Below are 23,746 nucleotides of genomic sequence, written 5' to 3'. Positions count from 1 at the left end.
GTCCCCGCGAGGGACGCGGGCCGGGTCAGGGCCGGGCTTGCGCGTCCATGGCGTCCATGGAGGTCCGGGAGCCGCTCCGGAGGTCCTTGGCGCCGTTCGGCGCCGGCTTGGGCGGGAAGTCTCCCCAGTGCTCAACGCCTGGGAGGTACCCCCCTCGCCCCTGCCGACACCCACTACTGTGCCGGACCCGTGTTAAGCGGGTGCTGCGCGCACGTGACACGCTCGTACCACTTCCGCGAACCCCGCCTCACCTCAAGTGACTGCCGTAAACCCCCAGTTCACCGGGGGGTTGCCGCTACTTTCCGCCCTTGGCCAGGAAGGCCAGCAGGTCCTGCCGGCTGACCACGCCGGTCGGCTTGCCCTCGACCAGGACGATCGCCGCGTCGGCCGAGCCGAGCACGGACATCAGGTCGCCGACCGGCTCGCCGGAGCCGACCTGGGGCAGCGGGGCGGACATGTGCTTCTCCAGCGGGTCGTCGAGGGAGGCGCGCTTGTTGAACAGGGCGTCCAGCAGCTCCCGCTCCACCACGGACCCGACGACCTCGGCGGCCATCACGTCCGGGTGGCCGGCGCCCGGCTTGACGACCGGCATCTGCGAGACGCCGTACTCGCGCAGCACCTCGATGGCCTGGCCGACGGTCTCCTCGGGGTGCATGTGCACCAGGGAGGGGATGACGTCGCCCGCCTTGTGGCTCAGGACGTCGGCGACGCGGGCGCTCGGGCCCTCGTCCTCCAGGAAGCCGTAGTCGGCCATCCACTCGTCGTTGAAGATCTTGCTGAGGTAGCCGCGGCCGCTGTCGGGCAGGAGCACGACCACGACATCGTCGGGCCCGAGCCGCTCGGCGACCCGCAGCGCGGCCACGACGGCCATACCGCAGGAGCCGCCGACGAGCAGGCCCTCCTCCTTGGCGAGGCGGCGGGTCATCTGGAAGGCGTCCTTGTCGGACACGGCGACGATCTCGTCGGCGACGGTGCGGTCGTAGGCGGTCGGCCAGAAGTCCTCGCCGACGCCCTCGATCAGATACGGCCGCCCGGAGCCGCCGGAGTAGACGGACCCCTCCGGGTCGGCGCCGATGACCTTGACCTTGCCGTCGCTGGCGTCCTTCAGATAGCGGCCGGTGCCGGAGATGGTGCCGCCCGTGCCCACGCCCGCCACGAAGTGGGTGATCTTCCCCTCGGTCTGCTCCCACAGCTCGGGGCCCGTGGAGTGGTAGTGCGAGAGCGGGTTGTTGGGGTTGGAGTACTGGTCGGGCTTCCACGCGCCCGGGGTCTCACGGACGAGCCGGTCGGAGACGTTGTAGTACGAGTCCGGGTGCTCGGGGTCCACGGCGGTCGGGCAGACGACGACTTCCGCGCCGTAGGCACGCAGCACGTTGATCTTGTCGGTGGAGACCTTGTCAGGGCAGACGAAGATGCACTTGTAGCCCTTCTGCTGGGCGACGATCGCCAGCCCCACACCGGTGTTGCCACTGGTCGGCTCGACGATCGTGCCGCCCGGCTTCAGCTCCCCGCTCTGCTCGGCGGCCTCGATCATGCGCAGGGCGATGCGGTCCTTCACGGAGCCGCCCGGGTTGAAGTACTCCACCTTGGCCAGGACGGTCGCCTGGATGCCCTTGGTCACGTTGTTGAGCCTCACCAGCGGGGTGTTGCCGACGAGGCTGATCATCGAGTCGTGGAATTGCACCGTTGTCTCCGGTCGCTGCAAAAGATGTGGTCGTAGTGGTGTCGCCAGCCTAAGGCCAGCTGTGTGGCGGAGGCGGCCGTTCACTCCCCGTTGAGATTGGCGTACGGGTTGTACGGGGCAAGGAGTGGGTGTACGGCTACGAGGAGGTGGCGGCGACGCATGACGAGTATGTCGAGGGCGAGAGTGGCCCGGCGTATCGCGGCCGGAGCGGCGTACGGCGGTGGCGGGGTCGGGCTGATCGGGGCGGCCGCGGTCGGCGTGCTGCTGGCGGAGGTACGGCTGGCCCGCCGTCATGTGGGCAACGGCGGCGGCGACCGCGTCCCGGTGGCCGACGGGGTCTACGGCCTTGGGTACGACGTCCCCGGTGAACCTCCCCTCCGGCTGGCCATGCTCGGCGACTCCACGGCGGCCGGGCAGGGCGTGCACCGGGCGGGCCAGACGCCGGGCGCACTGCTGGCCTCGGGCCTGTCGGCGGTGGCGGAACGCCCCGTGGAACTACGCACCGTCGCCCAGCCCGGGGCCCAGTCCGACGTCCTCGACCGCCAGGTGGCCCAGGTCCTGTCCGGGTCCGCGCCCGTCCCCGACATCTGCGTGATCATGGTCGGCGCGAACGACGTGACGCACCGGATGCCGCCGACCCGTTCGGTACGGCATCTGGCGGCGGCGGTACGACGGCTGCGCACGGCCGGTGCGGAGGTGGTGGTCGGCACCTGTCCCGACCTCGGCACGATCGAGCCGGTGCAGCAGCCGCTGCGCTGGCTGGCCCGGCGGGCCTCCCGCCAGCTGGCGGCCGCCCAGACGATCGGGGTCGTGGAGCAGGGCGGGCGCACGGTGTCGCTGGGCGACCTGCTGGGCCCCGAGTTCGAGGCGAACCCGCGGGAGCTGTTCGGCCCCGACAACTACCACCCCTCCGCGGAGGGCTACGCGACGGCGGCGATGGCCGTACTGCCGACGGTGTGCGCGGCGCTTGGTCTGTGGCCGGCGGAGGAGGAACGGCCGGACGTGTCCCGTCGCGAGGGCTTCCTGCCGGTTGCCCGCGCCGCCGCCGAGGCAGCGTCGGAGGCGGGTACGGAGGTTACGGCGGCCATGCCGACGGGGCCGCGGGGACCGTGGGCGCTGCTGAAGCGGCGTCGGCGGCGCAGGGTGCCGGAGGCCGAGCCCGCGACTCCGTCGGTCTGATCCACCTGATCCACCGGTCACCAAGCAAGCGCTTAGTAAATTGCGGTCAGTGTCACACCACCACACCCGTGACCTGGACCATACGGAGCGGTAACTTCCCAAGCGGCCCTGCCCGAAAAACACCGCACTGGAGCCGTGATGCCCGAAGCCGTCATCGTCTCGACCGCCCGCTCCCCCATCGGCCGCGCCGTCAAGGGCTCCCTGAAGGATCTCCGCCCCGACGACCTGACCGCCACGATCATCCAGGCCGCGCTCGCCAAGGTCCCCGAGCTGGACCCCAGGGACATCGACGACCTGATGCTCGGCTGTGGCCTCCCCGGCGGCGAGCAGGGCCACAACCTCGGCCGTATCGTCGCCGTACAGATGGGCATGGACCACCTGCCGGGCTGCACGATCACCCGCTACTGCTCCTCCTCGCTGCAGACCTCCCGCATGGCCCTGCACGCCATCAAGGCCGGCGAGGGCGACGTCTTCATCTCGGCCGGTGTCGAGACGGTCTCCCGCTTCGCCCACGGCAGCTCGGACATGCCCGGCACGCACAACCCGCTGTTCGCCGAGGCCGAGGCCCGCACCGTGGCCACCGCCGAGTCGACCGGCTCCACCTGGCACGACCCGCGCGAGGACGGCCTGCTGCCCGACCCCTACATCGCGATGGGCCAGACCGCGGAGAACCTGGCCCGCGCCAAGGGCATCACCCGTCAGGACATGGACGAGTTCGGCGTCCGCTCGCAGAACCTGGCCGAGCAGGCCATCAAGAACGGCTTCTGGGAGCGCGAGATCACCCCGGTGACCCTCCCGGACGGCACGGTCGTCAGCAAGGACGACGGCCCGCGCCCCGGCGTCACCCTGGAGGGCGTCTCGGGCCTGAAGCCGGTCTTCCGCCCCGACGGCCTGGTCACGGCCGGCAACTGCTGCCCGCTCAACGACGGTGCCGCCGCCGTCGTCATCATGTCCGACACCAAGGCCCGCGAGCTGGGCCTCACCCCGCTCGCCCGCATCGTGTCGACCGGCGTCTCCGGCCTCTCCCCCGAGATCATGGGCCTCGGTCCGGTCGAGGCGAGCCGGCAGGCCCTGCGGCGGGCCGGCCTCACCATCGACGACATCGACCTGGTCGAGATCAACGAGGCCTTCGCCGCCCAGGTGATCCCCTCCTACCGGGACCTCGGCATCGACCTCGACAAGCTGAACGTCAACGGCGGTGCCATCGCCGTCGGCCACCCCTTCGGCATGACCGGCGCCCGGATCACCGGCACGCTCATCAACTCCCTGCAGTGGCACGACAAGCAGTTCGGCCTGGAGACGATGTGCGTCGGCGGCGGCCAGGGCATGGCGATGGTCATCGAGCGCCTCAGCTGACCCACCGTCCGTAGCGGGACGAGCACATCCCGTCAGGAACCGGCCCGGAACCGAGGAATCTCCGAGGTTCCGGGCCTTTTCGTGATCCAATCTCCCCCAGGATGTGACCTATCTCGCTCGCCGGACACATCCATGCAGGTCAGCGCGGGTCAGCACGGTGCACAGCAACATCACGAGCTCAAAGTCCTGTCCGTTTCGTGACGTTACGCACTGACAGCCTTCTAGTCCACCCTTCAAGCTGATGTAGGAAGTCGGGGGTCGACTTTGAACCGGGAGTACGTCAGTGAGCGCCATGCCGATCGCCCTGCTGCTCACCACGGCCGCCACCGGCGCCGTGGGCGTCGCCGTCCTGCGCACCGTTCTGAAGCTGCGCCGCCAGCTCGCGGACCTGCAGCAGCAGCTCGCCGACAACCAGGCGGCCACCACCCGTGCCCTGCTGCCGAGCGCCCGCACCCACGCCGACGCCGACCAGATACGCGCGGCCGTGACCGAGGCGCTCGCCGAGGAGCGGGAGCGGGAACTGGCCGAGGCGCGTGCCTTCTGGGCCGCGCAGGAGACCCGTGACGCCGCCGACTCCCCGTCGCTGCTGGGCCTGCCCGAGGCCGACCTGTTCCTGCCCCGGCAGAGCGACTTCGTCGGCCTGGAGCCGGTGTCCGAGCCGACCGCCGACACCGACGAGTTCGCCGGAGAGTCCCCCGAACTGGCCGCGGCCCGCCGCCGCCACCCCTCGCACCCCGACTTCGTCCCGGTGCAGTCCCCGGCGGTGAACGACCACGAGCGCACGGTGACCACGCTGGAGCAGCTGGCCGCCGGCCGCATCGAACTCTCCGACGTCCGCCCGGGCCCGCTCGGCACCCTCGACGTCTACGTCTTCGCCGACGGCACCACCCTGTGCATGACCCCGGGCCACCGCGAAACCGCCGAACGCCTGGCAGCAGCCGTGGAAGCGGGCGACTCCCCCTACCTCCTGGGCGGCTCCGGCATCTCCGGCGCCTACACCCTGACCTTCGCCTGCGGCGAGGACACGGTCTACATCCTGGCCGACAGGGTCATAGCTTCTCTCTGACGGCGCACCCGCACCCGTCCACGCACCTCACACCCCCGCCCGCTCCCGCGCCTCCTCCACCACCCGCACCGCGTCGGCGACTTCAGCCTCGCTCTTCAGCACCACGGCCAAGTCGTGCGCGGCCACCAGAATCTGATCAGCCGCGGCGAACATCCCGGCATCCGGCATCTCCCGAGGCTCGGCTCCGGGCTCGTCCACCAACTGAGCCCGCCGGGAAAGCTCCCTGGCCAGCGCCAGCGCCTCCGCGGCAGCGCCCCGCTGAAGCCGGCTCTGCGGCGCCGCTCGCAATCTGTCGGCGAAGTGATCCACTGCTTGGGTCAAGGGCGTCGTATCAACCACGCGCCGAGCGTAACGTGCCGCACTGTTGCCAATACGCGAACGCTCAGGCACGGTGACGTGAAGGACCGGCCTACATCCCCTTTGCGTTCGGAGGTGCCGATGTCCCAACTCTTCTCCGAGGAGACCCACCGCAACCTGCTCGCCCGCATTCCCCACTGCACCGGTCGTGAAGTCTCCGACTGGCTGCGCACCGTAGAAGAAGGCCCCGCCCTGTTCCGCTTCGAGGAGAAGGTCAGCTGGCTCCGGCACGAGTACGACCTCGCGTACGGCCACGCGAAGGCGATCGTCCACGAGTACGACCTGAGGAGGGCAGCCCGCAAGCTGCTCTAGACGACGAGGGGCCCCGGGTCGAAACCCGGGGCCCCTCTCACGTCACGGCCGGCGCGTGCGCTAGTCGTTGTTGGTGAAGATCGCCACCAGCCGCAGCATCTCCACGTAGATCCACACCAGGGTCATGGTGAGGCCGAAGGCGGCCAGCCAGGACTCGTTGCGCGGGGCGCCGTAGGCGATGCCGTCCTCGATCTGCTTGAAGTCGAGGGTCAGGAAGAACGCGCCGAGCAGGATCGCGATGATGCCGACGAGCGCGCCGAGCGGGCCGAAGCTGCGCAGACCGCCGTTCTCGGCGACGCCGAACACGACCAGCAGCAGGTTGACCGCCATGACCACCATGAACGCCATGGCGATGGCGATACCGATGCGGGCGTAGCGGGCGGTGACGCGGATCCAGCCGGCCTTGTAGACCAGCAGGGTGGCGCCGGAGACCGCCATGGTGCCGAGCACCGCCTGGAAGGGGGCGCCGCTCCAGCGGCTGTTGTACATCTCGCTGATGACGCCGAGGAAGACGCCCTCGAAGGCGGCGTACCCGAGGATCAGCGCGGGCGACGGGGTGCGCTTGAAGCTCTGGATCATCGCCAGGACGAACGCGACGATCGCGGAGCCGACGGCCAGGCCGTAGCTGGTCGTCGAGACCGGCAGCAGCGCCCAGGCGAGGACGGCGCCGACGGCGACGGTGCCGAGCGTGATGGCCGAGCGGACGACCACGTCGTCCATGGTCATCCGGTCGGTGGTGACCGGAGCCTGCGGCGGGGCGCCGTACTGGACGCCGCCCTGTGCGTACGGGTTCTGGGCGTAGGGGTTCTGCGCGTACGGGTTGCCCTGTGCGTACCCGGCCTGCGGTGCGGTGTTGAAGCCGGCGTAGCCGCTGTCGCGGCTGAACCCCCGTCGCGAGAAGACCGGGTTACTGCTCCTCATTTCACTCCTCCATGGCTGCCGTGCGCAGCCTTGGCTCAAGAGTAATGGATTGGCAAAGGACCGACCATGATACTTGAGGAGGATCTTTCCCCTGCCGTGCTTCCCAACACGCTACGCGTAACGGCGATTCCCGGCCAAGAGTGATCGCATTCCATGACGAACCTGCTACCCGACCGAGACGTGGCGCTACCCCAACGGAAACCCGGTGTACGCCTCGGCCAGCTCGGTCTCGGCCGCACGGGAGGAGGCGATCCGTTCCAGCCGGGCCCGTTGGAGGCGGTCGTCGAAGGGAGTGGCGTCGGGGGCCGGATGGAGCATCGCCGTCATGTCGCAGGAGAACCGCTGGGCCTGCCAGATGCGGCGCAGGCAGGTCGCGGAGTAGGAGTCGAGCAGTTCCGGGGAGCCGGTGTCCCTCTCGTGGACGAGGGCACGCGCGAGGGTGACGACGTCGCCGACGGCGAGGTTCATGCCTTTGGCGCCGGTCGGCGGGACGATGTGGGCGGCGTCGCCGGCCAGGAAGAGACGGCCGTGGCGCATCGGCTCGTGGACGAAGGACCGCATGGGCGTGACCGACTTGTGGGTGATGGTCCCGCGCTCCAGCCGCCAGCCGTCGTCGGTGTCCAGGCGCCGCTCCAGTTCCGACCAGATCGCGTCGTCCGTCCATGCGTCGGCGTCCGTGTCGGGGGGCACCTGGAGATAGAGGCGGGAGACGGACGGGGAGCGCATGGAGAGGAGGGCGAAACCGCGCTCGTGGCGGGCGTAGACGAGTTCGTCGTGCGAGGGCGGGACGTCGGCGAGGATGCCCAGCCAGGCGTAGGGGTACGTCCGCTCGAACACGCGGGACAGGGCGGCCGGGAAGGCTCCCCGGGACACGCCCCAGAAGCCGTCGCAGCCGACGGCGTAGTCGCATTCCAGCACGTCCTCGCGGCCCTGGTGCCGGAACCGGATGCGCGGCCGGTCGCCGTCCGCGCCCTCGACCGCCAGCGCCTCCGCCGCGAAGAGCAGGGGGCCGCCCTCCTTCAGCTGAAGGGCGATCAGATCCTTGCAGACCTCCGTCTGGGCGTACACCGTCACCGACCGCCCGCCGGTCAGGCCGGGGAAGTCGATGCGATGGCGGCGGCGGTCGAAGCGCAGCTCGATACCGTCGTGCCGCAGCCCCTCCCGGTCCATCCGCTCCCCGGCGCCGACGGCGTGCAGCGCGTCCACCGTGCCCTGCTCCAGGATCCCGGCGCGCTGGCGATGCTCGACGTAGGCGCGGTCACGGCTCTCCAGGACCACCGAGTCGATGCCGGCGCGGTGGAGCAGGCGCGCGAGCAGCAGTCCGGCCGGTCCCGCTCCGATGATCCCGACGGTGGTGCGCATCGGCTCTGCCCCTTCCCGCGGCGTCGTTGCCTCAGACCGAGATTCCCTGTTCGCCTGGTGAAGTTTTTTTCACCTGCTGGCGGCCGAGTCTGCGCCGGGGGGTATCCGATGTCAATGGGTAGGGCTGCGGCCAAGGCGCGGTTGGTGCCCGGAGCCGGACTTGAACCGGCACGCCCGCGAAGGGGCAGCGAGGTTTAAGCTCGCCGTGTCTGCATTCCACCATCCGGGCAGGCCATGGGCTCCGCTTCGAGGTTCGAGCCTATCGGGACGCATCCCCCGAACAGCGGAAGGGCGGACCGATGTTGTCTTATTTTATTGACGTCTGAGGGTGCATCAGCCCATGGAACGAGCCATCCGCACTTGCCAACAGCGTGACGTGACGTGGATACGCCCGTACGTGGAATGACGGAATTTCACCGTCCGAAGGAGGGTGTTCCACCCGTTCTTGACGCGGTTCGACACCGGTTCGACCGCGCCGTCCGCCAAGCCGTCCGCCAAGCCGTCCGCGGCGCCGTTCTCCACGCCCCTCGCCGCGCCGTCCGCCACGCCCTTCGCCGGGCCGTTCTCAGGGGCGGGTGTCCTCCCCAGGTATGACACGGCGCCCTTCCGTCCGACCCCAGTCGCGCCCCGGAACCGGAACAGCGACTGACTACACGGCGTCCCGGCGCCGGGACGATGGATCCGTCCCCATGGAACACGTCGTCCCGACAGGAGCACCTTCCCGTGACCACCACACCCACCGCCGCCCGGGCCACCGCCGTGGCCGCACGCGCCACGGAGCTGTCGAAGATCTACGGGCAGGGTGAGACCCGGGTGGTCGCCCTGGACCGGGTCTCCGTCGACTTCCGGCAGGCCGAGTTCACCGCGATCATGGGCCCGTCCGGTTCGGGCAAGTCCACGCTGATGCACTGCGTGGCCGGCCTCGACACCTTCTCGTCCGGGTCGGTGCGCATCGGCGACACCGAGCTGGGCTCCCTGAAGGACAAGCAGCTCACCAAGTTGCGCCGGGACAAGATCGGCTTCATCTTCCAGGCCTTCAACCTGCTGCCGACGCTGACCGCCCTGGAGAACATCACCCTCCCGATGGACATCGCGGGCCGTAAGCCCGACAAGGCGTGGCTGGACCAGGTGATCTCGATGGTCGGCCTGTCCGGGCGGCTCAGCCACCGGCCCGCACAGCTCTCCGGCGGCCAGCAGCAGCGCGTGGCCGTCGCCCGCGCCCTGGCCTCCAAGCCGGACATCATCTTCGGCGACGAGCCGACCGGAAACCTCGACTCGCGCTCCGGCGCCGAGGTGCTGGGCTTCCTGCGCAACTCGGTGCGCGAACTGGGCCAGACCGTCGTCATGGTGACCCACGACCCGGTCGCCGCAGCCTACGCGGACCGCGTGGTCTTCCTCGCGGACGGCCGGATCGTGGACGAGATCCACGGTCCGACGGCCGACTCCGTCCTCGACCTGATGAAGCAGTTCGACGCGAAGGGCCGTACCAGCTGATGTTCCGCACCGCCCTGCGCAACGTCCTCGCGCACAAGGCCCGGCTCCTGATGACCGTGCTCGCCGTCATGCTCGGCGTGGCGTTCGTGTCCGGGACGCTGGTCTTCACCAACACCATCTCCGACGCCTACCAGAAGAGCTCCGCCAAGGGCTTCGACCAGGTCGACGTCGCCGTACGGCCCACGTACCAGGACTCCACCGGCGACAAGGTCGGCAGGACGCCGGATCTGACCCAGGCCCTGCTGGACAAGGCCGCGAAGGTCCCCGGCGCCGCCTCCGCGACCGGTGTCGTCAGCGGCTTCACCGCCGTCGCCGACAAGGACGGCAAGCTGCTCGGCGGCGACTGGCAGTCCGCCGGCGGCAACTACTGGGGCGCCAAGGACGCCCGGTACCCGCTGGTCAGCGGCCACGCCCCGCACGGCAAGGGCGAGGTGCTGCTCGACTCCAAGACCGCGAAGCGGGCCGGCTACCAGGTCGGCGACACCGTGCGGCTCTCCGTCGACGGCCCGGTCCTCACCCCGACCATCAGCGGCATCTTCACCACCGACGACGGCAATGTCGCCGCGGGCGGCAGCCTGGCCCTGTTCGACACGCCGACCGCGCAGAAGCTGTTCGGCAAGAAGGGCGGCTACGACGAGATCGACGTGAAGGCCGCGGCCGGCACCAGCCAGTCCGCGCTGAAGTCCGCGCTGGACTCGGCGCTGCCCTCGCACCTGGTGGAGACCACCACCGGCAAGCAGCTCGCCGACGCCCAGGCGAAGCAGATCGCCGACTCGATGAGCGGCCTGAAGCAGTCCCTGCTGGTGTTCGCCGGTATCGCGCTGTTCGTCGGCACGTTCATCATCGCCAACACCTTCACCATGCTGGTCGCCCAGCGCACTCGGGAACTGGCCCTGCTGCGCGCGGTCGGCGCCTCCCGCCGTCAGGTCACCCGCTCGGTGCTCATCGAGGCGTTCGCGGTCGGTACGGTCGCCGGTGTGACCGGTCTCGCCGCCGGTATCGGCATCGGCGCGGGACTGCGCTCCCTGCTGGGCTCGTTCGGCGCGAGCGTGCCCGACGGGCCGCTGGTGATCAGCCCCGGCACCGTGGTGTCCGCCCTCGCGGTCGGCATCCTCATCACCATGCTGGCCGCCTGGCTGCCCGGCCGCCGCGCCGCGAAGATCCCGCCGGTGGCGGCGATGAGCAGTGTGCACGCCAAGGCCACCGCCAAGTCGCTGGTGCTGCGCAACACGCTCGGCTCGCTGTTCGCGGCGGCCGGCGTCGCGACGGTCGTCGGGGCCACGACGATGGACGCCGACTCCGCCCAGGGTCCGATGGGCCTCGGCGCGGTCCTGCTCATCATCGGCGTGTTCATCCTGACCCCGCTGCTGTCCCGGCCGCTGATCGCGGCCGCCGCCCCGGTGCTGCGCGTCTTCGGTGTCTCCGGCAAGCTGGCCCGCCAGAACTCGGTGCGCAACCCGCGCCGTACGGCGGCCACCGCCTCCGCGCTGATGATCGGCCTGACCCTGATCACGGGCATGACGGTGATGGCGGGCAGCCTGCAGACGGCGATCGACAAGATGGCCTCCTCGGCGATCCGCGCGGACTACGTCGTCTCGATGGCCAACCGCTCCCCGCTCTCCCCGGACGTGGCGCGGAAGGTCGCCGCCTCCGACGGTGTCACCGCCAGCAGCCCGCTGCGCAACGCCGTGTCCCGCATCGACGGCAAGTCCGAGTACCTGACCGGTGTGAACGGCTCAGCCATCGGGAAGCTGACGAACCTGAAGGTGGACAACGGCACCTTCAAGGTGGGCGGCTCGCAGGTCGTCGTGGACAAGGACCGGGCCAAGGAGTACGGCTGGACGCCCGGTTCGCACTTCACCGCGCACTTCGAGGACGGCAAGGCACAGACCCTGACGGTCGCCGGTGTCTACGAGGGCAACGACATGATCCACGGGATCATGCTCGACAACAAGGTCCTCACCCCGCACCTGAAGGACCCGGCCGACATGCAGGTCATGGTCAAGACGGCGAACGGCGCCTCCGAGGCAGCCAAGGACAAGCTCGTCCAGGCCCTCGGCGCCAACCCGGCGATCAAGATCCAGGACAAGCAGGACATCTCCAACAGCATCGCGCAGATCTTCACGACGATGCTCAACATGCTCTACGGCCTGCTCGGCATGGCGGTGATCGTCGCGATCCTCGGCGTCATCAACACCCTGGCCATGTCGGTCTTCGAGCGCTCCCAGGAGATCGGCATGCTCCGCGCGATCGGCCTGGACCGCAAGGCGGTCAAGCGGATGGTCCGCCTGGAGTCCCTGGTGATCTCCCTGTTCGGCGGGGTGCTCGGCATCGGACTGGGCGTGTTCTTCGGCTGGGCGGCCGGACAACTGCTGGGCACGAAGATGCCGACGTACGAACTGGTCCTGCCCTGGGGCCGGATGGCGATCTTCCTGCTGCTGGCGGGCGGGGTCGGCGTCCTGGCCGCCCTGTGGCCGGCCCGGCGCGCGGCGAAGCTGAACATGCTGGCGGCGATCAAGGCCGAGTAGCCGTACGGCATGAGCAGGGGGGCCTCGCGGTGGCGGGGCCCCCTTTGCCGTACCCGCTGTCAGGCGTTCCAGGTACGGGTGCGCGGCGGCAGCCCGGAGGCGCCGGACTCGGGAGTGCGGACGGCCAGGACCTGGTTCACGCCGATCCGGTTGCGTTCGAAGGCGAGCGCGCAGGCGGCCATGTACAGCTGCCAGACGCGGGCCCGGCCGGGGCTGGTGAGGCGGACGGCGCGGTCCCAGTCGGCCTCCAGATTGGCGACCCACTGGCGCAGGGTGCGGGCGTAGTGCTCGCGGATCGACTCCACGTCCCGGACCTCGAACCCGGCGCGCTCCAGTTGGGTGACGGTGGTCCCCAAGGGGGCGAGTTCGCCGTCCGGGAAGACGTAGGCGTCGATGAACTCGTCCACCTGGTACGCCGATTCGTCGCCCTGCGGGCGGCGCGCGATCTGGTGGTTGAGCAGCCGTCCGCCGGGGACCAGCAGCCCGTACAGCCGGCGGGCGTACTCCAGATACGGTTCGGCGCCGACGTGTTCGGCCATGCCGATGGAGGAGATCGCGTCGAAGGGGCCGTCCTTGACGTCCCGGTAGTCCTGGACCCGGATCTCCACCCGGTCGGTCAGCCCCTCGTCGGCGACGCGCTTGCGGGCGTACGCCGCCTGCTCGTGCGAGAGCGTGACCCCGACGACGTTCACGCCGTGCTCACGGGCCGCGTGGATGGCCATCGAGCCCCAGCCGCAGCCGACGTCCAGCAGCCGCTGACCGGGCGTCAGGCCGAGCTTGGCGCAGATGAGTTCGAGCTTGTCGCGCTGGGCGTCCTCCAGCGTCGCGCCGTCCTCCCAATACGCGCAGGAGTACACCATGGACGGGCCGAGGACGATCTCGTAGAAGTCGTTGCCGACGTCGTAGTGGTGGCTGATGGCCTGCCTGTCGGTGCGCCGGGTGTGCAGCCGCCGGCGCGGCCTGCGCACCTCCTCGCGCGGCGGGGCGGGCGGGATCGGCGGCCCCGCCAGCCTCAGCAACTCGCGGACGGCGGCCCGTACGGCGGGGTCGCGCAGGCTCTCGACGACACCGCGAGCGTCGTCTCCGCGCTCCCACACCAGTCCCGCCAACGCGTCCAGCGCGGCGTACAGATCACCCTCGACGCCCAGGTCGCCGGAGACCCAGGCGCGGACGAGGCCCAGCTCGCCCGGCTTGAACAACATACGGCGCAGGGCGCGGCGGTTGCGTACGACGAGCGCCGGTGCGTCCGGCGGCCCGGCCTGAGATCCGTCCCAGGCCCGCAGCCGGACCGGGAGCGGGGCTCCCAGTACCTGCTCGGCAAGACTCCTCAGCCGCGACGCGGCGTCGGTCATGGCGCACACCTCCAAGACGACGATCCCGGATGCCGGTAATCACGTAAACACCGTCTGCTGCCATGCGCAGTCCCGCAAAGGAGTCACAACTCGGCAAAACAGCTGTATGTGACACGTAGATGGCGGCCCAGAACGCCGAAAGACCCCCTGCACCACGGATGGCAGGGGGTCTTCCGGCTGGATCAGCGACCGGTGCGGATCAGGAAGCCTTGGCCTTCGCCTCGGCCTTGCTCGCGGCGGCGACCGGCGCGGGCTTGGCCGCCTCGTAGAACTCCTCGCGCGGGTTCTCCATCGCGCCGAGGGACACGACCTCGCGCTTGAGGAACATGCCGAGCGTCCAGTCGGCGAAGACGCGGATCTTGCGGTTCCAGGTCGGCATCGCCATGCCGTGGTAGCCACGGTGCATGTACCAGGCGAGGCGGCCCTTGAGCTTGATCTTCATCTTGCCCATGACGATCATCGCCACGCCCTTGTGCAGGCCGAGACCGGCCACCGCACCCTTGTTGGCGTGCTCGTAGTCCTTCTGCGGGAACCCCCGCATGCCGGAGACCACGTTGTCGCCGAGGACCCGGGCCTGGCGCAGCGCGTGCTGGGCGTTCGGCGGGCACCAGGCGTTCTCGTTGCCCGCCTTGCGGCCGACGAGGTCCGGGACCTGCGCGTTGTCACCGGCGGCCCAGATGTAGTCCGTGCCCTTGACCTGGAGCGTGGGCTCGCAGTCGACGTGGCCGCGCGGGCCGAGGGGCAGACCGAAGCGGGCGAGGGCCGGGTTCGGCTTGACGCCGGCGGTCCACACGATCGTGTTGGAGTCGACCTCCAGGCCGTTCTTCAGCACGACGTGGCCGTCGACGCAGGAGTCCATGGAGGTGGAGAGGTAGATCTCCACGCCGCGGCCCTCAAGGTGCTCCTTGCCGTACTGGCCGAGCTTGGGGCCGACCTCGGGGAGGATCTTGTCGGCGGCGTCGACGAGAACGAAGCGCATGTCCTCACGGGACACGTTCTTGTAGTACTTGGCCGCGTCCCGGGCCATGTCCTCGACCTCGCCGATGGTCTCCGCACCCGCGAAGCCACCGCCGATGAAGACGAAGGTGAGCGCCTTGCGGCGGATCTCCTCGTCGGTCGTGGAGTCGGCCTTGTCCAGCTGCTCCAGCACGTGGTTGCGCAGGCCGATGGACTCCTCGATGCCCTTCATGCCGATGCCCTGCTCGGCGAGGCCGGGGATCGGGAAGGTACGGGAGACCGCGCCCATCGCGATGACGAGGTAGTCGAAGGGCAGCTCGTACGCCTCGCCCACCAGCGGGGCGATCGTGGCGACCTTGCGGTCCTGGTCGATGGTGGTGACCCGGCCGGTGAGGACCTCCGCCTTCGGCAGCACGCGTCGCAGCGGGACGACGACATGGCGAGGGGAGATGTTGCCGGCGGCGGCTTCGGGGAGGAAGGGCTGGTAGGTCATGTACGACCGGGGGTCGACGACCGTGACGGTCGCCTCGCCGTAGCGCATCTTCTTGAGAATGCGCCGAGCTGCGTACAGGCCTACGTACCCACCGCCTACTACGAGGATCCTGGGACGCTCCGTGGTGCTCATGCCATCGAGTATCCACCCGCTCCCAGGGGGTCGCTCGTGCGCCCCTTCACAAGGTCCGGTAGGGCCTGTGCTACACTCCGCGACTCGCGTGACGCAGATCATGACCGGCCAGGGGAACCACAGCCCCCTTTGAGTCGTTGTCAAGGCCGCGTGAGCTGCCCCTCTCGGTGCCGGGCGAAGACGTGAGCCGCCCGGAACACGGTCGCCGGAACGCGATCCGCAGGTGTGGTACGACCCCCATCTGAACATGTTCAACGGCCTCTTCGCCCCCCGAAAGGGCCAACGGGCCGCCTTCCGTACGCCGGCCGGACCGAAATCCTTGTGAAGAACTTCACGAAGTTTTCCGGCGCCGCGTCATCACGGAGCCCAAAAGAGCCCCCGGAGGGCGCTCAAACGTTATCCGACCTGCTCAGCCAGAGGCTACCCACAAGTAACAAATGAGAGCCGGGCAACAGCCCGCGCCGGGAAAAACCACCCGGACGGATCGTTGGACGCCGCATCGTTCACCCATCAGCCACACACCGCGCGATATCGGACACGAGCGCCCATAACGTGCAGGCATGAGCACTTCACAGACGGCCTCCAAGAAGGCCCTTTCGCGAATATGCGCGGTCAGCGCAGTCCTGAGCATCGCTCTTGCCACGGGGACGGCCACGGCCGCGTCCGCCATGGCGACGACGCCCACGTCCCACATCACCAGAGCGGCCGCCCCTGCCGGCGGCCATGGCGAAGACGACGACGACGGCAACAACGGGTGCATCGCCCTCATCGCCCTTCTCTGCTGACTGACGGCCGGCCCGGGCTCAGGCGACGGCCCCGGTTCCTCGTGGGAGGAACCGGGGCCGCTCCATGTCACCGTGGGTCAGCGGCCGCCCTTGCCCGCTTCCGCCTCTTCCGCCACCTTGAAGGCGATGCCGTCGAGGATGTCGTGCTCGCTCACCACGACCTCCGCCGCGCCGATCCGCTCCATGATCGCGAGCAGCACGAGGGCGCCCGCGCCGATGACGTCGACCCGGCCGGGGTGCATGGACGGGATCGCGGCGCGCTCGGCGTGCGTGGAGCGCAGCAGCCACTCGGTGATCTCGCGGACGCGGTCGTGCGAGATCCGGGAGTGGTGGATGCGCGCGGAGTCGTACTCGGGCAGCTCCTGGGCGATCGCCGAGATGGTGGTGACGGACCCGGCGAGGCCCACCAGGGTGTGCGCCTCGCGCAGCGGCACCGTCTGCTCCGCGAGGTCCAGGGCGGCCTCGATGTCGGCCCTTATCGCGGCGATCTGCTCCGCGGTGGGCGGGTCGGAGACCTTGCCGTCCCGCACCAGGTGACGTTCCGTCATCCGCACACAGCCGACGTCCACCGACCGCGCCGCCCGGACGTGCTCCTCGCCCACGACGAACTCGGTGGAGCCGCCGCCGATGTCCACGACGAGATACGGCTCGGTCATCTCGCCCGCCCGTCGCCCACCACCACCCTCAATCGAAGGGCGCTTCGCGCCCCCCTCGTTGTGTCCCGCCAGCTCTCTGGTCGCGCCGGTGAAGGAGAACTCGGCCTCCTGGTCGCCGCTGATGACCTCCGGCTCGACCCCGAGGATGTCCAGCACGCCGCGCACGAAGTCGTCCCGGTTCGAGGCGTCGCGGGAGGCGGAGGTGGCCACGAAGCGGAGCCGCTCGGCGCCGTGCTCCTTGATGATCTCCGCGTACTCGCGGCAGGCGGCGAAGGTCCGCTCCAGTGCCTCCGGAGCGAGCCGGCCGGTACGGTCGACCCCCTGGCCGAGCCGCACGATCGTCATCCGGCGGTCCAGATCGACGAGTTCACCGGTCTCGGGGTGCACATCGGCGACGAGCAACCGGATGGAGTTGGTGCCGCAGTCGATGGCGGCGACGCGGGTCATGGTCAAGCCCTTCTTCTCTCTGCTACTCGCCGGCGGCGTCTACTCGCAGGCGGCGTCGGCGCCGGGAACGACACACGCCCCCTTGGCCCACCACTCCGGCAGCATCGCGATCGCCTCGTCCCCGAGCGGGTTCACACCGGGCCCGGCGGCCAGCGAGTGGGCCACCAGGACATGCAGGCACTTCACCCGGTCCGGCATACCCCCGGCGCTCGGAAACCCCGTCAGCTCCTCGATCTCGTCCCGCCGCCGGATGTAGTCCTCATGCGCGGAGCGATACGCGGCGGCCAGCTCAGGATCCGTCTGCAGCCGCTCGGTCATCTCCTTCATCACGCCGTTCGCCTCCAGCGTGCCGATCGCGGAGGACGCCTTCGGGCAGGTGAGGTAGTACAGCGTCGGGAAGGGGGTGCCGTCGGGCAGCCGCGGCGCGGTCTCCACGACGTCCGGCTGGCCGCAGGGGCAGCGGTGCGCGATGGCCCGCAGGCCGCGGGGCGGACGGCCGAGCTGCTGCTTGAAGGCCTCGACGTCCGCATCGGTGGGCTCGGTGCGCGGGGTGGGCGGCGGGGGCGTTTGCATGACTGCTTCAGGTTGGCTTTCTATCGATTGCTACTGGTCGGAGGCGTCGGACTTGTCGACCCCGTCCCAGATGTTCGCGTACCAGGGCCGGTGGGCGGCCTTGAGGTCGTAGCGGGACTGCCTGGCCGTGCCCGGGTCGACGACGATGAACCCGGTCTCCCCGGGCATCACATAGTGCAGCCGGAGCCGGATCTGCTGCTCGGCGTAGGAGTCGTCCTGCCAGCGCGCCTTGAGGTCGCGCAGCTGCTCGACCCGCTTGCGGGCCTGCTCCTGCTGCCGCTGGAGGTCGGAGATCTGCGCGCGCTGGGTGACGTACTGCCGCATCGGATAGGCGAGCGCGACGATCATCGAGCACAGCACGAGCGCGAGCAGCGCCGCCCGGCCGGTGAGCCGGGAGCGGCGGTCCTGCCGCTTGCTCTGCGAGCGGTAGACCCGGGCCGCCGTCTGCTCGCCGAGCAGCCGCAGCCTGGTCGCGGTGGAGAACCGGTCCCGGTCCTTCACGGCCATGTCCCGCCTCCCCTTGTCCTGTGCGCTGCACACATCGTCCCGTGTACGGCACACGCGCGTACGTCCCCGCACACGGTACGGGACCGGGTACGGGGACGTACGTACGACTGGCTAAGCCTTACCCTCTACGGGCTCAGCCTTTGAAGCGCGGGAAGGCGCTGCGGCCTGCGTACACCGCGGCGTCGTCGAGGATCTCCTCGATGCGCAGCAGCTGGTTGTACTTGGCGACGCGCTCGGAGCGGGCCGGGGCGCCGGTCTTGATCTGGCCGCAGTTGGTGGCGACGGCCAGGTCGGCGATGGTGACGTCCTCGGTCTCGCCGGAGCGGTGGGACATCATGCACTTGTAGCCGTTGCGCTGGGCCAGCTCGACGGCGTCCAGGGTCTCGGTCAGCGAGCCGATCTGGTTGACCTTGACCAGCAGGGCGTTGGCGGTGCCCTCCTCGATGCCGCGGGCCAGGCGCTCCGGGTTGGTGACGAACAGGTCGTCGCCGACGAGCTGGACCTTGTCGCCGAGCTTGTCGGTGATGACCTTCCAGCCGGCCCAGTCGTCCTCGAACAGCGGGTCCTCGATGGAGACCAGCGGGTACGCGGCGACGAGCTCCTCGTAGTACTCGGTCATCTCGGCGGCCGAGCGGGACTTGCCCTCGAACTCGTACTTGCCGTCCTTGTAGAACTCGGACGCGGCGACGTCGAGCGCGAGCGCGATCTGCTCGCCGGGTACGTATCCGGCCTGCTTGATGGCCTCGATGATGAGGTCGAGGGCGGCGCGGTTGGACTCCAGGTTCGGGGCGAAGCCGCCCTCGTCGCCGAGGCCGGTGGACAGGCCCTTGTTCTTCAGGACCTTCTTCAGCGTGTGGTAGACCTCGGCGCCCCAGCGCAGGGCCTCGGAGAAGGACTCCGCGCCGATCGGGGCGATCATGAACTCCTGGATGTCCACGTTGGAGTCCGCGTGCGAGCCGCCGTTCAGGATGTTCATCATCGGCACCGGCAGCAGGTGCGCGTTCGGGCCGCCCAGGTAGCGGAAGAGCGGGAGGTCCGAGGCTTCGGAGGCGGCGTGGGCGACGGCGAGGGAGACGCCGAGGATGGCGTTGGCGCCGAGCGAGCCCTTGTTGTCGGTGGCGTCCAGGTCGAACATGGCCTGGTCGATCAGGCGCTGCTCGGTGGCGTCGTAGCCGACCAGCTCCGGGCCGATCTGCTCGATGACGGCGAGGACGGCCTTCTCGACGCCCTTGCCCTGGTAACGGTTGGAGTCACCGTCGCGCAGCTCGATGGCCTCGAAGGCACCGGTCGAGGCGCCGGACGGGACGGCGGCACGACCCGTGCTGCCGTCGTCGAGGCCGACCTCGACCTCGACCGTGGGGTTGCCTCGGGAGTCCAGGATTTCCCGGGCTACGACGACGTCGATGGACGGCACGAGCATCTCCTTCTTGGATGTGACGCTGGAAGTGCGAGGTGGTGTGCCTTACGGCTGTGCCTTGCGACTAGAGCCTAACCGTCTCCGGGGGATCGGCCACCGACCGACCGACCCGTGGATGGTGAGGGACATGCAGACGGTACCCATTGTTCACCGACGGAACAAATGGGGGCTCCGGTGATGCCGGGCTGAAGAGTGGGGAAACGGGGCGAGACACAAAAGACCCCGCCCCGGCGCGTACGGGGGAACACGCGCCGGGGCGGGGGGCCCGTGGGGACGGGGGGACCCTCACGGGAGCCTCAGTGTGGGGGGGTGGGGATGTGAGGGCGCTGCGGATCCGGCCGGAGCCGGATGTGTCACTTCAGGTGCAGCTGCTGGCCCGGGTAGATGAGGTTGGCGTCCTCGACGATGTCCTTGTTCAGCTGGAACAGCTTCTGCCAGCCGCCGGCCACGTGGTGCTTCTCGGCGATGGAGCTGAGGGTGTCACCCGTGACGACCTTGTACTCGCCGTCGCCCTTCTTGACCTTCTTGCCGGTCGGGGTGGTGACGGTCTTGCTCTTCGCCGGGGCCGTGCGCTCGGTGGAGCGGGTGGCGGCCTGCTGGTCGGTGGAGCGGGTGGTGGTGCCGGTGCCCTGGCTCGACGAGGTGGTGCTCGGGGCGGAGCCGTTGTAGGCGGCGCTCGACAGGCCCGTGCCGCAGACCGGCCAGGCGCCCTTGCCCTGCGCACCGAGGACCTTCTCGGCGACGGCGATCTGCTGCGCCTTGGTGGCCTGGTTGGCGGTCGAGGCGTAGGCGGTGCCGCCGTACGCGGCCCAGGTGGAGGCGGAGAACTGCAGGCCACCGTAGAAGCCGTTGCCGGTGTTGATGGACCAGTTGCCGCCGGACTCGCACTGGGCGACGGTGTCCCACTCGGAGGCGGTGGCGGCAGAAGCGTTGCCGGCCGCCATCAGCGGCGCGGCGACGGCGGCACCGGTGACACCGGCGAGCGCGACGACGCGGACAGCCTTGGACGGACGACGGTGCTTGCCCTTGCCGGAGAACAGCATGGAGATCCCCTCACCGACGCCTGCGAGGTGAGCTGTCGGGTTCGGGCCGGTTGAGTTGCCCGGCCGCACGCCCGCTGTCGCGGGCCTGCGGCTTCACCCCAAGCCGGTTCCGGCATCAACTGCCGGTTCCGGCGCCTACCTTGGGTCCCCCGCTCCTGCCTACGGCGCATGACGCGACGACTGTTCCCGGGCAACCGCTGGCAGGACTCGGCGTTGCGGATGCCGGGGCTCGTGGTGACGAGCGGTCCTGACCGTAGACAGGTGATCGGCGGAATTTCAAAGACGATCAGGGCTTCTGAGACTCATCCCACACTTTCGCCAAACCGGACATTAAGCGCGAAGTGGGGCGCCAACTGCCGTTATTCGGCGTCCTTTTCGCCCCCGACTTTCAGGGTCTGACCGGCGGTGATGTGGTTCGGGTCGGCCCCGATGACGTTCTTGTTGCCGTCATAGAGCGCGTGCCATCCGCCGTCGACGCCAAGGGAGTCGGCGATCGAGGCGAGGGAGTCGCCCTCGCGGACGGTGTACGTGTCCCGTTCGCGCCCGGCGTGACGGCCGGACTGTGCGTCGTTCTGACCGTTTGCCGCGCTTTCGTCCGCACTCCCGCCACGGTGACGTCCACCGCTGCTGAGCGCGCCGGTGTCAATCAGGCTCCAAGAGCCGTCGGACTGCCGGGAATTGTCCGACTCGTCCGCGCCGGGCGTCGCCGTGGGCGAGCCCTCGCTCCCTTGCCGGCTCCCGTCGCCGTTCGAGTCGGACTTGTGAGCCTTGTCATCCTTGTCGGACTTGGGGGTGCTCGCACCTGTGGAGCCGTCGGTCGCCTCCGGGGTCCCGGTGGCGTCCTTGCCCGGGGTCGAGCCGGGGGCCGGCGTGGCGCTCGCGCCGGACGAGGAGGAGCCGGAGGCATCCGAACCGGGGGAATCCGAACCGGATCCGGAGCCCGAGCCCGAGCCTGCGCCCGACTCGGAGCCGGTGCCGGACGTGGAGCCGGTGCCGGAGCCGGAACTGGAACCGGAACTCGACCCGGGCGAGGACGAGTCCGCCAGACCGGACGGGCCGGAGCCGCCGGCGGAGCCGGACCCGTCACTCGCGCCACCCGACCCACCGGAGCCGCTGACGCCGGGGTCCACGTCGACCGAACCGGAGTGGGAGGTCAGACCGGCGGTCAGCGCACACATGGCCCATGGCGTGGTGCCCTGGTCGGCGAGGATCTTCTCGGCGACGGCGATCTGCTGGGAGCGGCTGGCCTGGTCGGCGCTGTCGGCGTACTGCGTGCCGCCGTACTTGTCCCAGTCGTCCTGCGAGATCTGCAGTCCGCCGTAGTACCCGTTCCCGCTGTTCGCGCTCCAGGAGCCGCCGCTCTCGCACTGGGCGACCCTGTCCCATGTGGTGCCGTCGGCCGCGTTGGCGTTCGCGGCGCCGAGCAGCGGGATGGCGATCGCGGAGCCGGTCACTCCGGCCGCGACGAGGAGGGCCGGAGCCTGACGGGGGCGACGGTGACGACCGTTCCCGGAGAGCATGCGGATGCCTTTCGTGCGACAGCGGGACCGGCGCGGCGCCGTGATGCACGTCGCCACGCCGATGGGTGAACGTATCGGCAGACGATCACTTGTCACAAGTTAATGCCGCGCAGATCACGTGAAGATCACAGAGTTGAACCCGCTTCGTGTTAACCCTGCTACGGCTTTGCCGGTTCTACGGCTGTGCCCGTGCTACGACTGTGCCCGTGCTACGGCTCTGCCGGCGGCCGGGGTGAACTCCACGGGCAGGGTGCGCAGGCCCCGCATGATGAGCCCGCCGCGCCAGCGCAGCTCGGCCTGATCGCCGGCGAGCCGCAGGTCGGGCAGGCGGGTGAGCAGGGTGGCGAGCGCGGTCTGGCCCTCCAGCCGGGCGAGCGGCGCGCCGAGGCAGTAGTGGATGCCGTGGCCGTAACCGAGGTGCTGGTTGTCACGCCGGGAGAGATCCAGCACGTCCGGGTCGGCGAACCGCTCCGGGTCCCGGTCCGCCGCCGCGAGCACCACGAGCACCGGATCCCCCTGCGCGATGTCCTGCCCGCCGACGGTGAGCGGCTCGGTGGCGAACCGCCAGGTCGCCAGCTCCACCGGGCCGTCGTAGCGCAGGAGTTCCTCCACTCCGGTCTCCAGCAGATCCTTGTCTCCGCCGGCCAGGGACCGCTGGAGCCGGGCGCGCTGCTCGGGGTGGGTGAGCAGGGCGTAGGTGCCGTTGCCGATCAAGTTCACGGTGGTCTCGAAACCGGCGAAAAGCAGGATGAAGGCCATCGCGGCGGCCTCGTTCTCGGTGAGGTGCTCGCCGTGGTCGGAGGCGCGGATGAGGCCGGAGATGAGGTCCTCGCCGGGCGCGGGCTCGGCGGGCAGCGCCTCGCGCTTCTTGTGGATCAGCTCGGCGAGGTAGCCGCGCATCTTCTTGACGGACCGTGCGACTCCGCCGCGCGGCCCGCCGCCGTGCCGGATCATCATGCCCGCCCAGTCCCGGAAGTCGTCCTGGTCCTCACGGGGGACGCCGAGCAGGTCGCAGATGGCGTAGATGGGCAGCGGGAAGGCGAACTCGTGGATGAGGTCGGCCGAGCCCCGCTCCGCGAACCGGTCGATGAGCTGGTCGGTCAGCTCCTGCACCCGGGGCGCGAACTCGGCGACCCGGCGCGGGGTGAACGCCTTGCTGACCAGTCGGCGCAGCCGGGTGTGGTCCGGCGGGTCGATGTTCAGCAGATGCGTCATCAGCTCGGCCTTGCGCTCGCCGGGAATGCCGGTCTTGCCCTTGGCGTGCGCGGGCTCGTCGTGATGCGCGGGATTCTTGCTCAGCCGCTGGTCGGCGAGGGCCTGCTTGGCATCGGCGTACCGGGTGACCAGCCACGCCTCGACCCCGCTGGGCAACCGCGTCCGATGCACCGGCGCGTGCTCCCGCAGCCAGGCGTAGGCCGGGTAGGGGTCGGTGGCGAACTCCCACGTGAAGAGGGCGGGCGCGGAGTCCGGCGCGGCGTCCGGCGCGGCGTCGGCGGCGGTCGGCGTGGCGTCGGCGGCGGTCGGCGTGGCGTCGGCGGCGGTCGGGGGGTGGTGCTGGTCGGTCACCCCTCGACGGTATCCGGCCACACCCGCTCCCCCTTTCTC

Annotated in this window: 20 protein-coding genes, 1 tRNA gene and 1 riboswitch; of the genes, 7 read left to right on the top strand and 14 right to left on the bottom strand. The window is 70.0% G+C overall.

The features are described from left to right. Positions 1–295: 295 nt before the first annotated feature. Entirely contained in the window at positions 296–1,684 is a 1,389-nt protein-coding gene (locus AB5L52_RS26455; RefSeq protein WP_351027525.1) for a cystathionine beta-synthase, read from the bottom strand. A 159-nt stretch (positions 1,685–1,843) separates the two neighbouring features. On the opposite strand from AB5L52_RS26455, the gene AB5L52_RS26450 reads away from it, so the two are divergent. The 3 genes from AB5L52_RS26450 (at position 1,844) to AB5L52_RS26440 (ending at position 5,285) form a co-directional block, all read left to right on the top strand. Next, a complete protein-coding gene (locus AB5L52_RS26450; RefSeq protein ID WP_351027524.1) occupies positions 1,844–2,863 on the top strand; it encodes an SGNH/GDSL hydrolase family protein in 1,020 nt (339 codons plus the stop codon). 138 nt (positions 2,864–3,001) lie between these two features. Next, positions 3,002–4,219, top strand: coding sequence for an acetyl-CoA C-acetyltransferase (locus AB5L52_RS26445; RefSeq protein ID WP_369366607.1), 1,218 nt, complete (start codon positions 3,002–3,004; stop codon positions 4,217–4,219). 283 nt (positions 4,220–4,502) lie between these two features. Next, positions 4,503–5,285 (top strand): hypothetical protein, encoded by a 783-nt coding sequence (locus tag AB5L52_RS26440; protein WP_369366606.1) that lies wholly within the window; start codon positions 4,503–4,505, stop codon positions 5,283–5,285. Positions 5,286–5,312: 27 nt separating this feature from the next. On the opposite strand, the gene AB5L52_RS26435 is transcribed toward AB5L52_RS26440, so the two are convergent. Continuing rightward, the gene (locus AB5L52_RS26435; RefSeq protein ID WP_369366605.1) at positions 5,313–5,624 is read right to left on the bottom strand and encodes a hypothetical protein; all 312 of its coding nucleotides are present in this window, start codon (positions 5,622–5,624) and stop codon (positions 5,313–5,315) included. Between the two features lie 99 nt (positions 5,625–5,723). On the opposite strand from AB5L52_RS26435, the gene AB5L52_RS26430 reads away from it, so the two are divergent. Then, complete coding sequence (locus tag AB5L52_RS26430) at positions 5,724–5,954, top strand: DUF4287 domain-containing protein (RefSeq protein ID WP_020940491.1); 231 nt, start codon at positions 5,724–5,726, stop codon at positions 5,952–5,954. A 60-nt stretch (positions 5,955–6,014) separates the two neighbouring features. Here AB5L52_RS26430 and AB5L52_RS26425 read toward each other — a convergent pair whose 3' ends face one another. The 3 genes from AB5L52_RS26425 to AB5L52_RS26415 all read right to left on the bottom strand — a co-directional run bounded on the left by AB5L52_RS26425 (position 6,015) and on the right by AB5L52_RS26415 (position 8,466). Beyond that, a complete protein-coding gene (locus AB5L52_RS26425) occupies positions 6,015–6,875 on the bottom strand; it encodes a Bax inhibitor-1/YccA family protein (protein WP_351027517.1) in 861 nt (286 codons plus the stop codon). Between the two features lie 186 nt (positions 6,876–7,061). Further along, on the bottom strand, positions 7,062–8,237 hold the full coding sequence (locus AB5L52_RS26420) for a 4-hydroxybenzoate 3-monooxygenase (protein WP_369366603.1): 1,176 nt from the start codon (positions 8,235–8,237) through the stop codon (positions 7,062–7,064). Positions 8,238–8,379: 142 nt separating this feature from the next. Then, positions 8,380–8,466, bottom strand: a tRNA-Leu gene (locus AB5L52_RS26415). Between the two features lie 494 nt (positions 8,467–8,960). Between AB5L52_RS26415 and AB5L52_RS26410 the strand changes: the two genes are divergently transcribed. Both AB5L52_RS26410 and AB5L52_RS26405 read left to right on the top strand, forming a co-directional pair. Further along, complete coding sequence (locus AB5L52_RS26410; protein WP_351027513.1) at positions 8,961–9,731, top strand: ABC transporter ATP-binding protein; 771 nt, start codon at positions 8,961–8,963, stop codon at positions 9,729–9,731. Next, positions 9,731–12,259 carry an ABC transporter permease gene (locus AB5L52_RS26405; protein WP_369366602.1) on the top strand — a complete coding sequence of 843 codons (2,529 nt, stop codon included), beginning with the start codon at positions 9,731–9,733 and terminating at the stop codon, positions 12,257–12,259. Before AB5L52_RS26410 ends, AB5L52_RS26405 begins: the two co-directional genes overlap by 1 nt. A 59-nt stretch (positions 12,260–12,318) precedes the next feature. Here the strand turns inward: AB5L52_RS26405 and AB5L52_RS26400 are convergent, their stop codons facing one another. Together AB5L52_RS26400 and AB5L52_RS26395 are read right to left on the bottom strand one after the other, a co-directional pair. Then, positions 12,319–13,611 carry a class I SAM-dependent methyltransferase gene (locus AB5L52_RS26400; protein WP_369366600.1) on the bottom strand — a complete coding sequence of 431 codons (1,293 nt, stop codon included), beginning with the start codon at positions 13,609–13,611 and terminating at the stop codon, positions 12,319–12,321. 199 nt (positions 13,612–13,810) lie between these two features. Continuing rightward, the gene (locus AB5L52_RS26395; RefSeq protein ID WP_369366598.1) at positions 13,811–15,193 is read right to left on the bottom strand and encodes an NAD(P)/FAD-dependent oxidoreductase; all 1,383 of its coding nucleotides are present in this window, start codon (positions 15,191–15,193) and stop codon (positions 13,811–13,813) included. A gap of 560 nt (positions 15,194–15,753) precedes the next feature. On the opposite strand from AB5L52_RS26395, the gene AB5L52_RS26390 reads away from it, so the two are divergent. Further along, entirely contained in the window at positions 15,754–15,978 is a 225-nt protein-coding gene (locus AB5L52_RS26390) for a hypothetical protein (RefSeq protein WP_351027506.1), read from the top strand. 77 nt (positions 15,979–16,055) lie between these two features. On the opposite strand, the gene AB5L52_RS26385 is transcribed toward AB5L52_RS26390, so the two are convergent. The 7 genes from AB5L52_RS26385 to AB5L52_RS26355 all read right to left on the bottom strand — a co-directional run bounded on the left by AB5L52_RS26385 (position 16,056) and on the right by AB5L52_RS26355 (position 23,707). Beyond that, the gene (locus tag AB5L52_RS26385; RefSeq protein WP_369366595.1) at positions 16,056–17,081 is read right to left on the bottom strand and encodes an exopolyphosphatase; all 1,026 of its coding nucleotides are present in this window, start codon (positions 17,079–17,081) and stop codon (positions 16,056–16,058) included. Between the two features lie 39 nt (positions 17,082–17,120). Continuing rightward, positions 17,121–17,654, bottom strand: coding sequence for a DUF501 domain-containing protein (locus tag AB5L52_RS26380; RefSeq protein ID WP_351027504.1), 534 nt, complete (start codon positions 17,652–17,654; stop codon positions 17,121–17,123). Positions 17,655–17,684: 30 nt separating this feature from the next. Next, positions 17,685–18,161 (bottom strand): septum formation initiator family protein, encoded by a 477-nt coding sequence (locus tag AB5L52_RS26375; protein WP_351027502.1) that lies wholly within the window; start codon positions 18,159–18,161, stop codon positions 17,685–17,687. A 133-nt stretch (positions 18,162–18,294) separates the two neighbouring features. Then, complete coding sequence (gene eno / locus AB5L52_RS26370; protein WP_351027500.1) at positions 18,295–19,581, bottom strand: phosphopyruvate hydratase; 1,287 nt, start codon at positions 19,579–19,581, stop codon at positions 18,295–18,297. Between the two features lie 350 nt (positions 19,582–19,931). Beyond that, entirely contained in the window at positions 19,932–20,621 is a 690-nt protein-coding gene (locus AB5L52_RS26365) for a transglycosylase family protein (protein WP_369366593.1), read from the bottom strand. Positions 20,622–20,623: 2 nt separating this feature from the next. After that, positions 20,624–20,798: riboswitch (cyclic di-AMP (ydaO/yuaA leader) on the bottom strand. Between the two features lie 182 nt (positions 20,799–20,980). Continuing rightward, positions 20,981–22,141, bottom strand: a complete 1,161-nt coding sequence (locus AB5L52_RS26360) for a transglycosylase family protein (protein ID WP_369366591.1) — start codon at positions 22,139–22,141, stop codon at positions 20,981–20,983. Between the two features lie 192 nt (positions 22,142–22,333). Beyond that, positions 22,334–23,707: a cytochrome P450 gene (locus AB5L52_RS26355; protein ID WP_369366589.1), complete on the bottom strand. Its 1,374-nt coding sequence runs from the start codon at positions 23,705–23,707 to the stop codon at positions 22,334–22,336. Positions 23,708–23,746 lie beyond the last annotated feature (39 nt).

The organism is Streptomyces sp. CG4, from assembly GCF_041080655.1.
Classification (GTDB): Bacteria; Actinomycetota; Actinomycetes; order Streptomycetales; family Streptomycetaceae; genus Streptomyces.
This window is presented reverse-complemented; position numbering and strand designations above follow the sequence as displayed.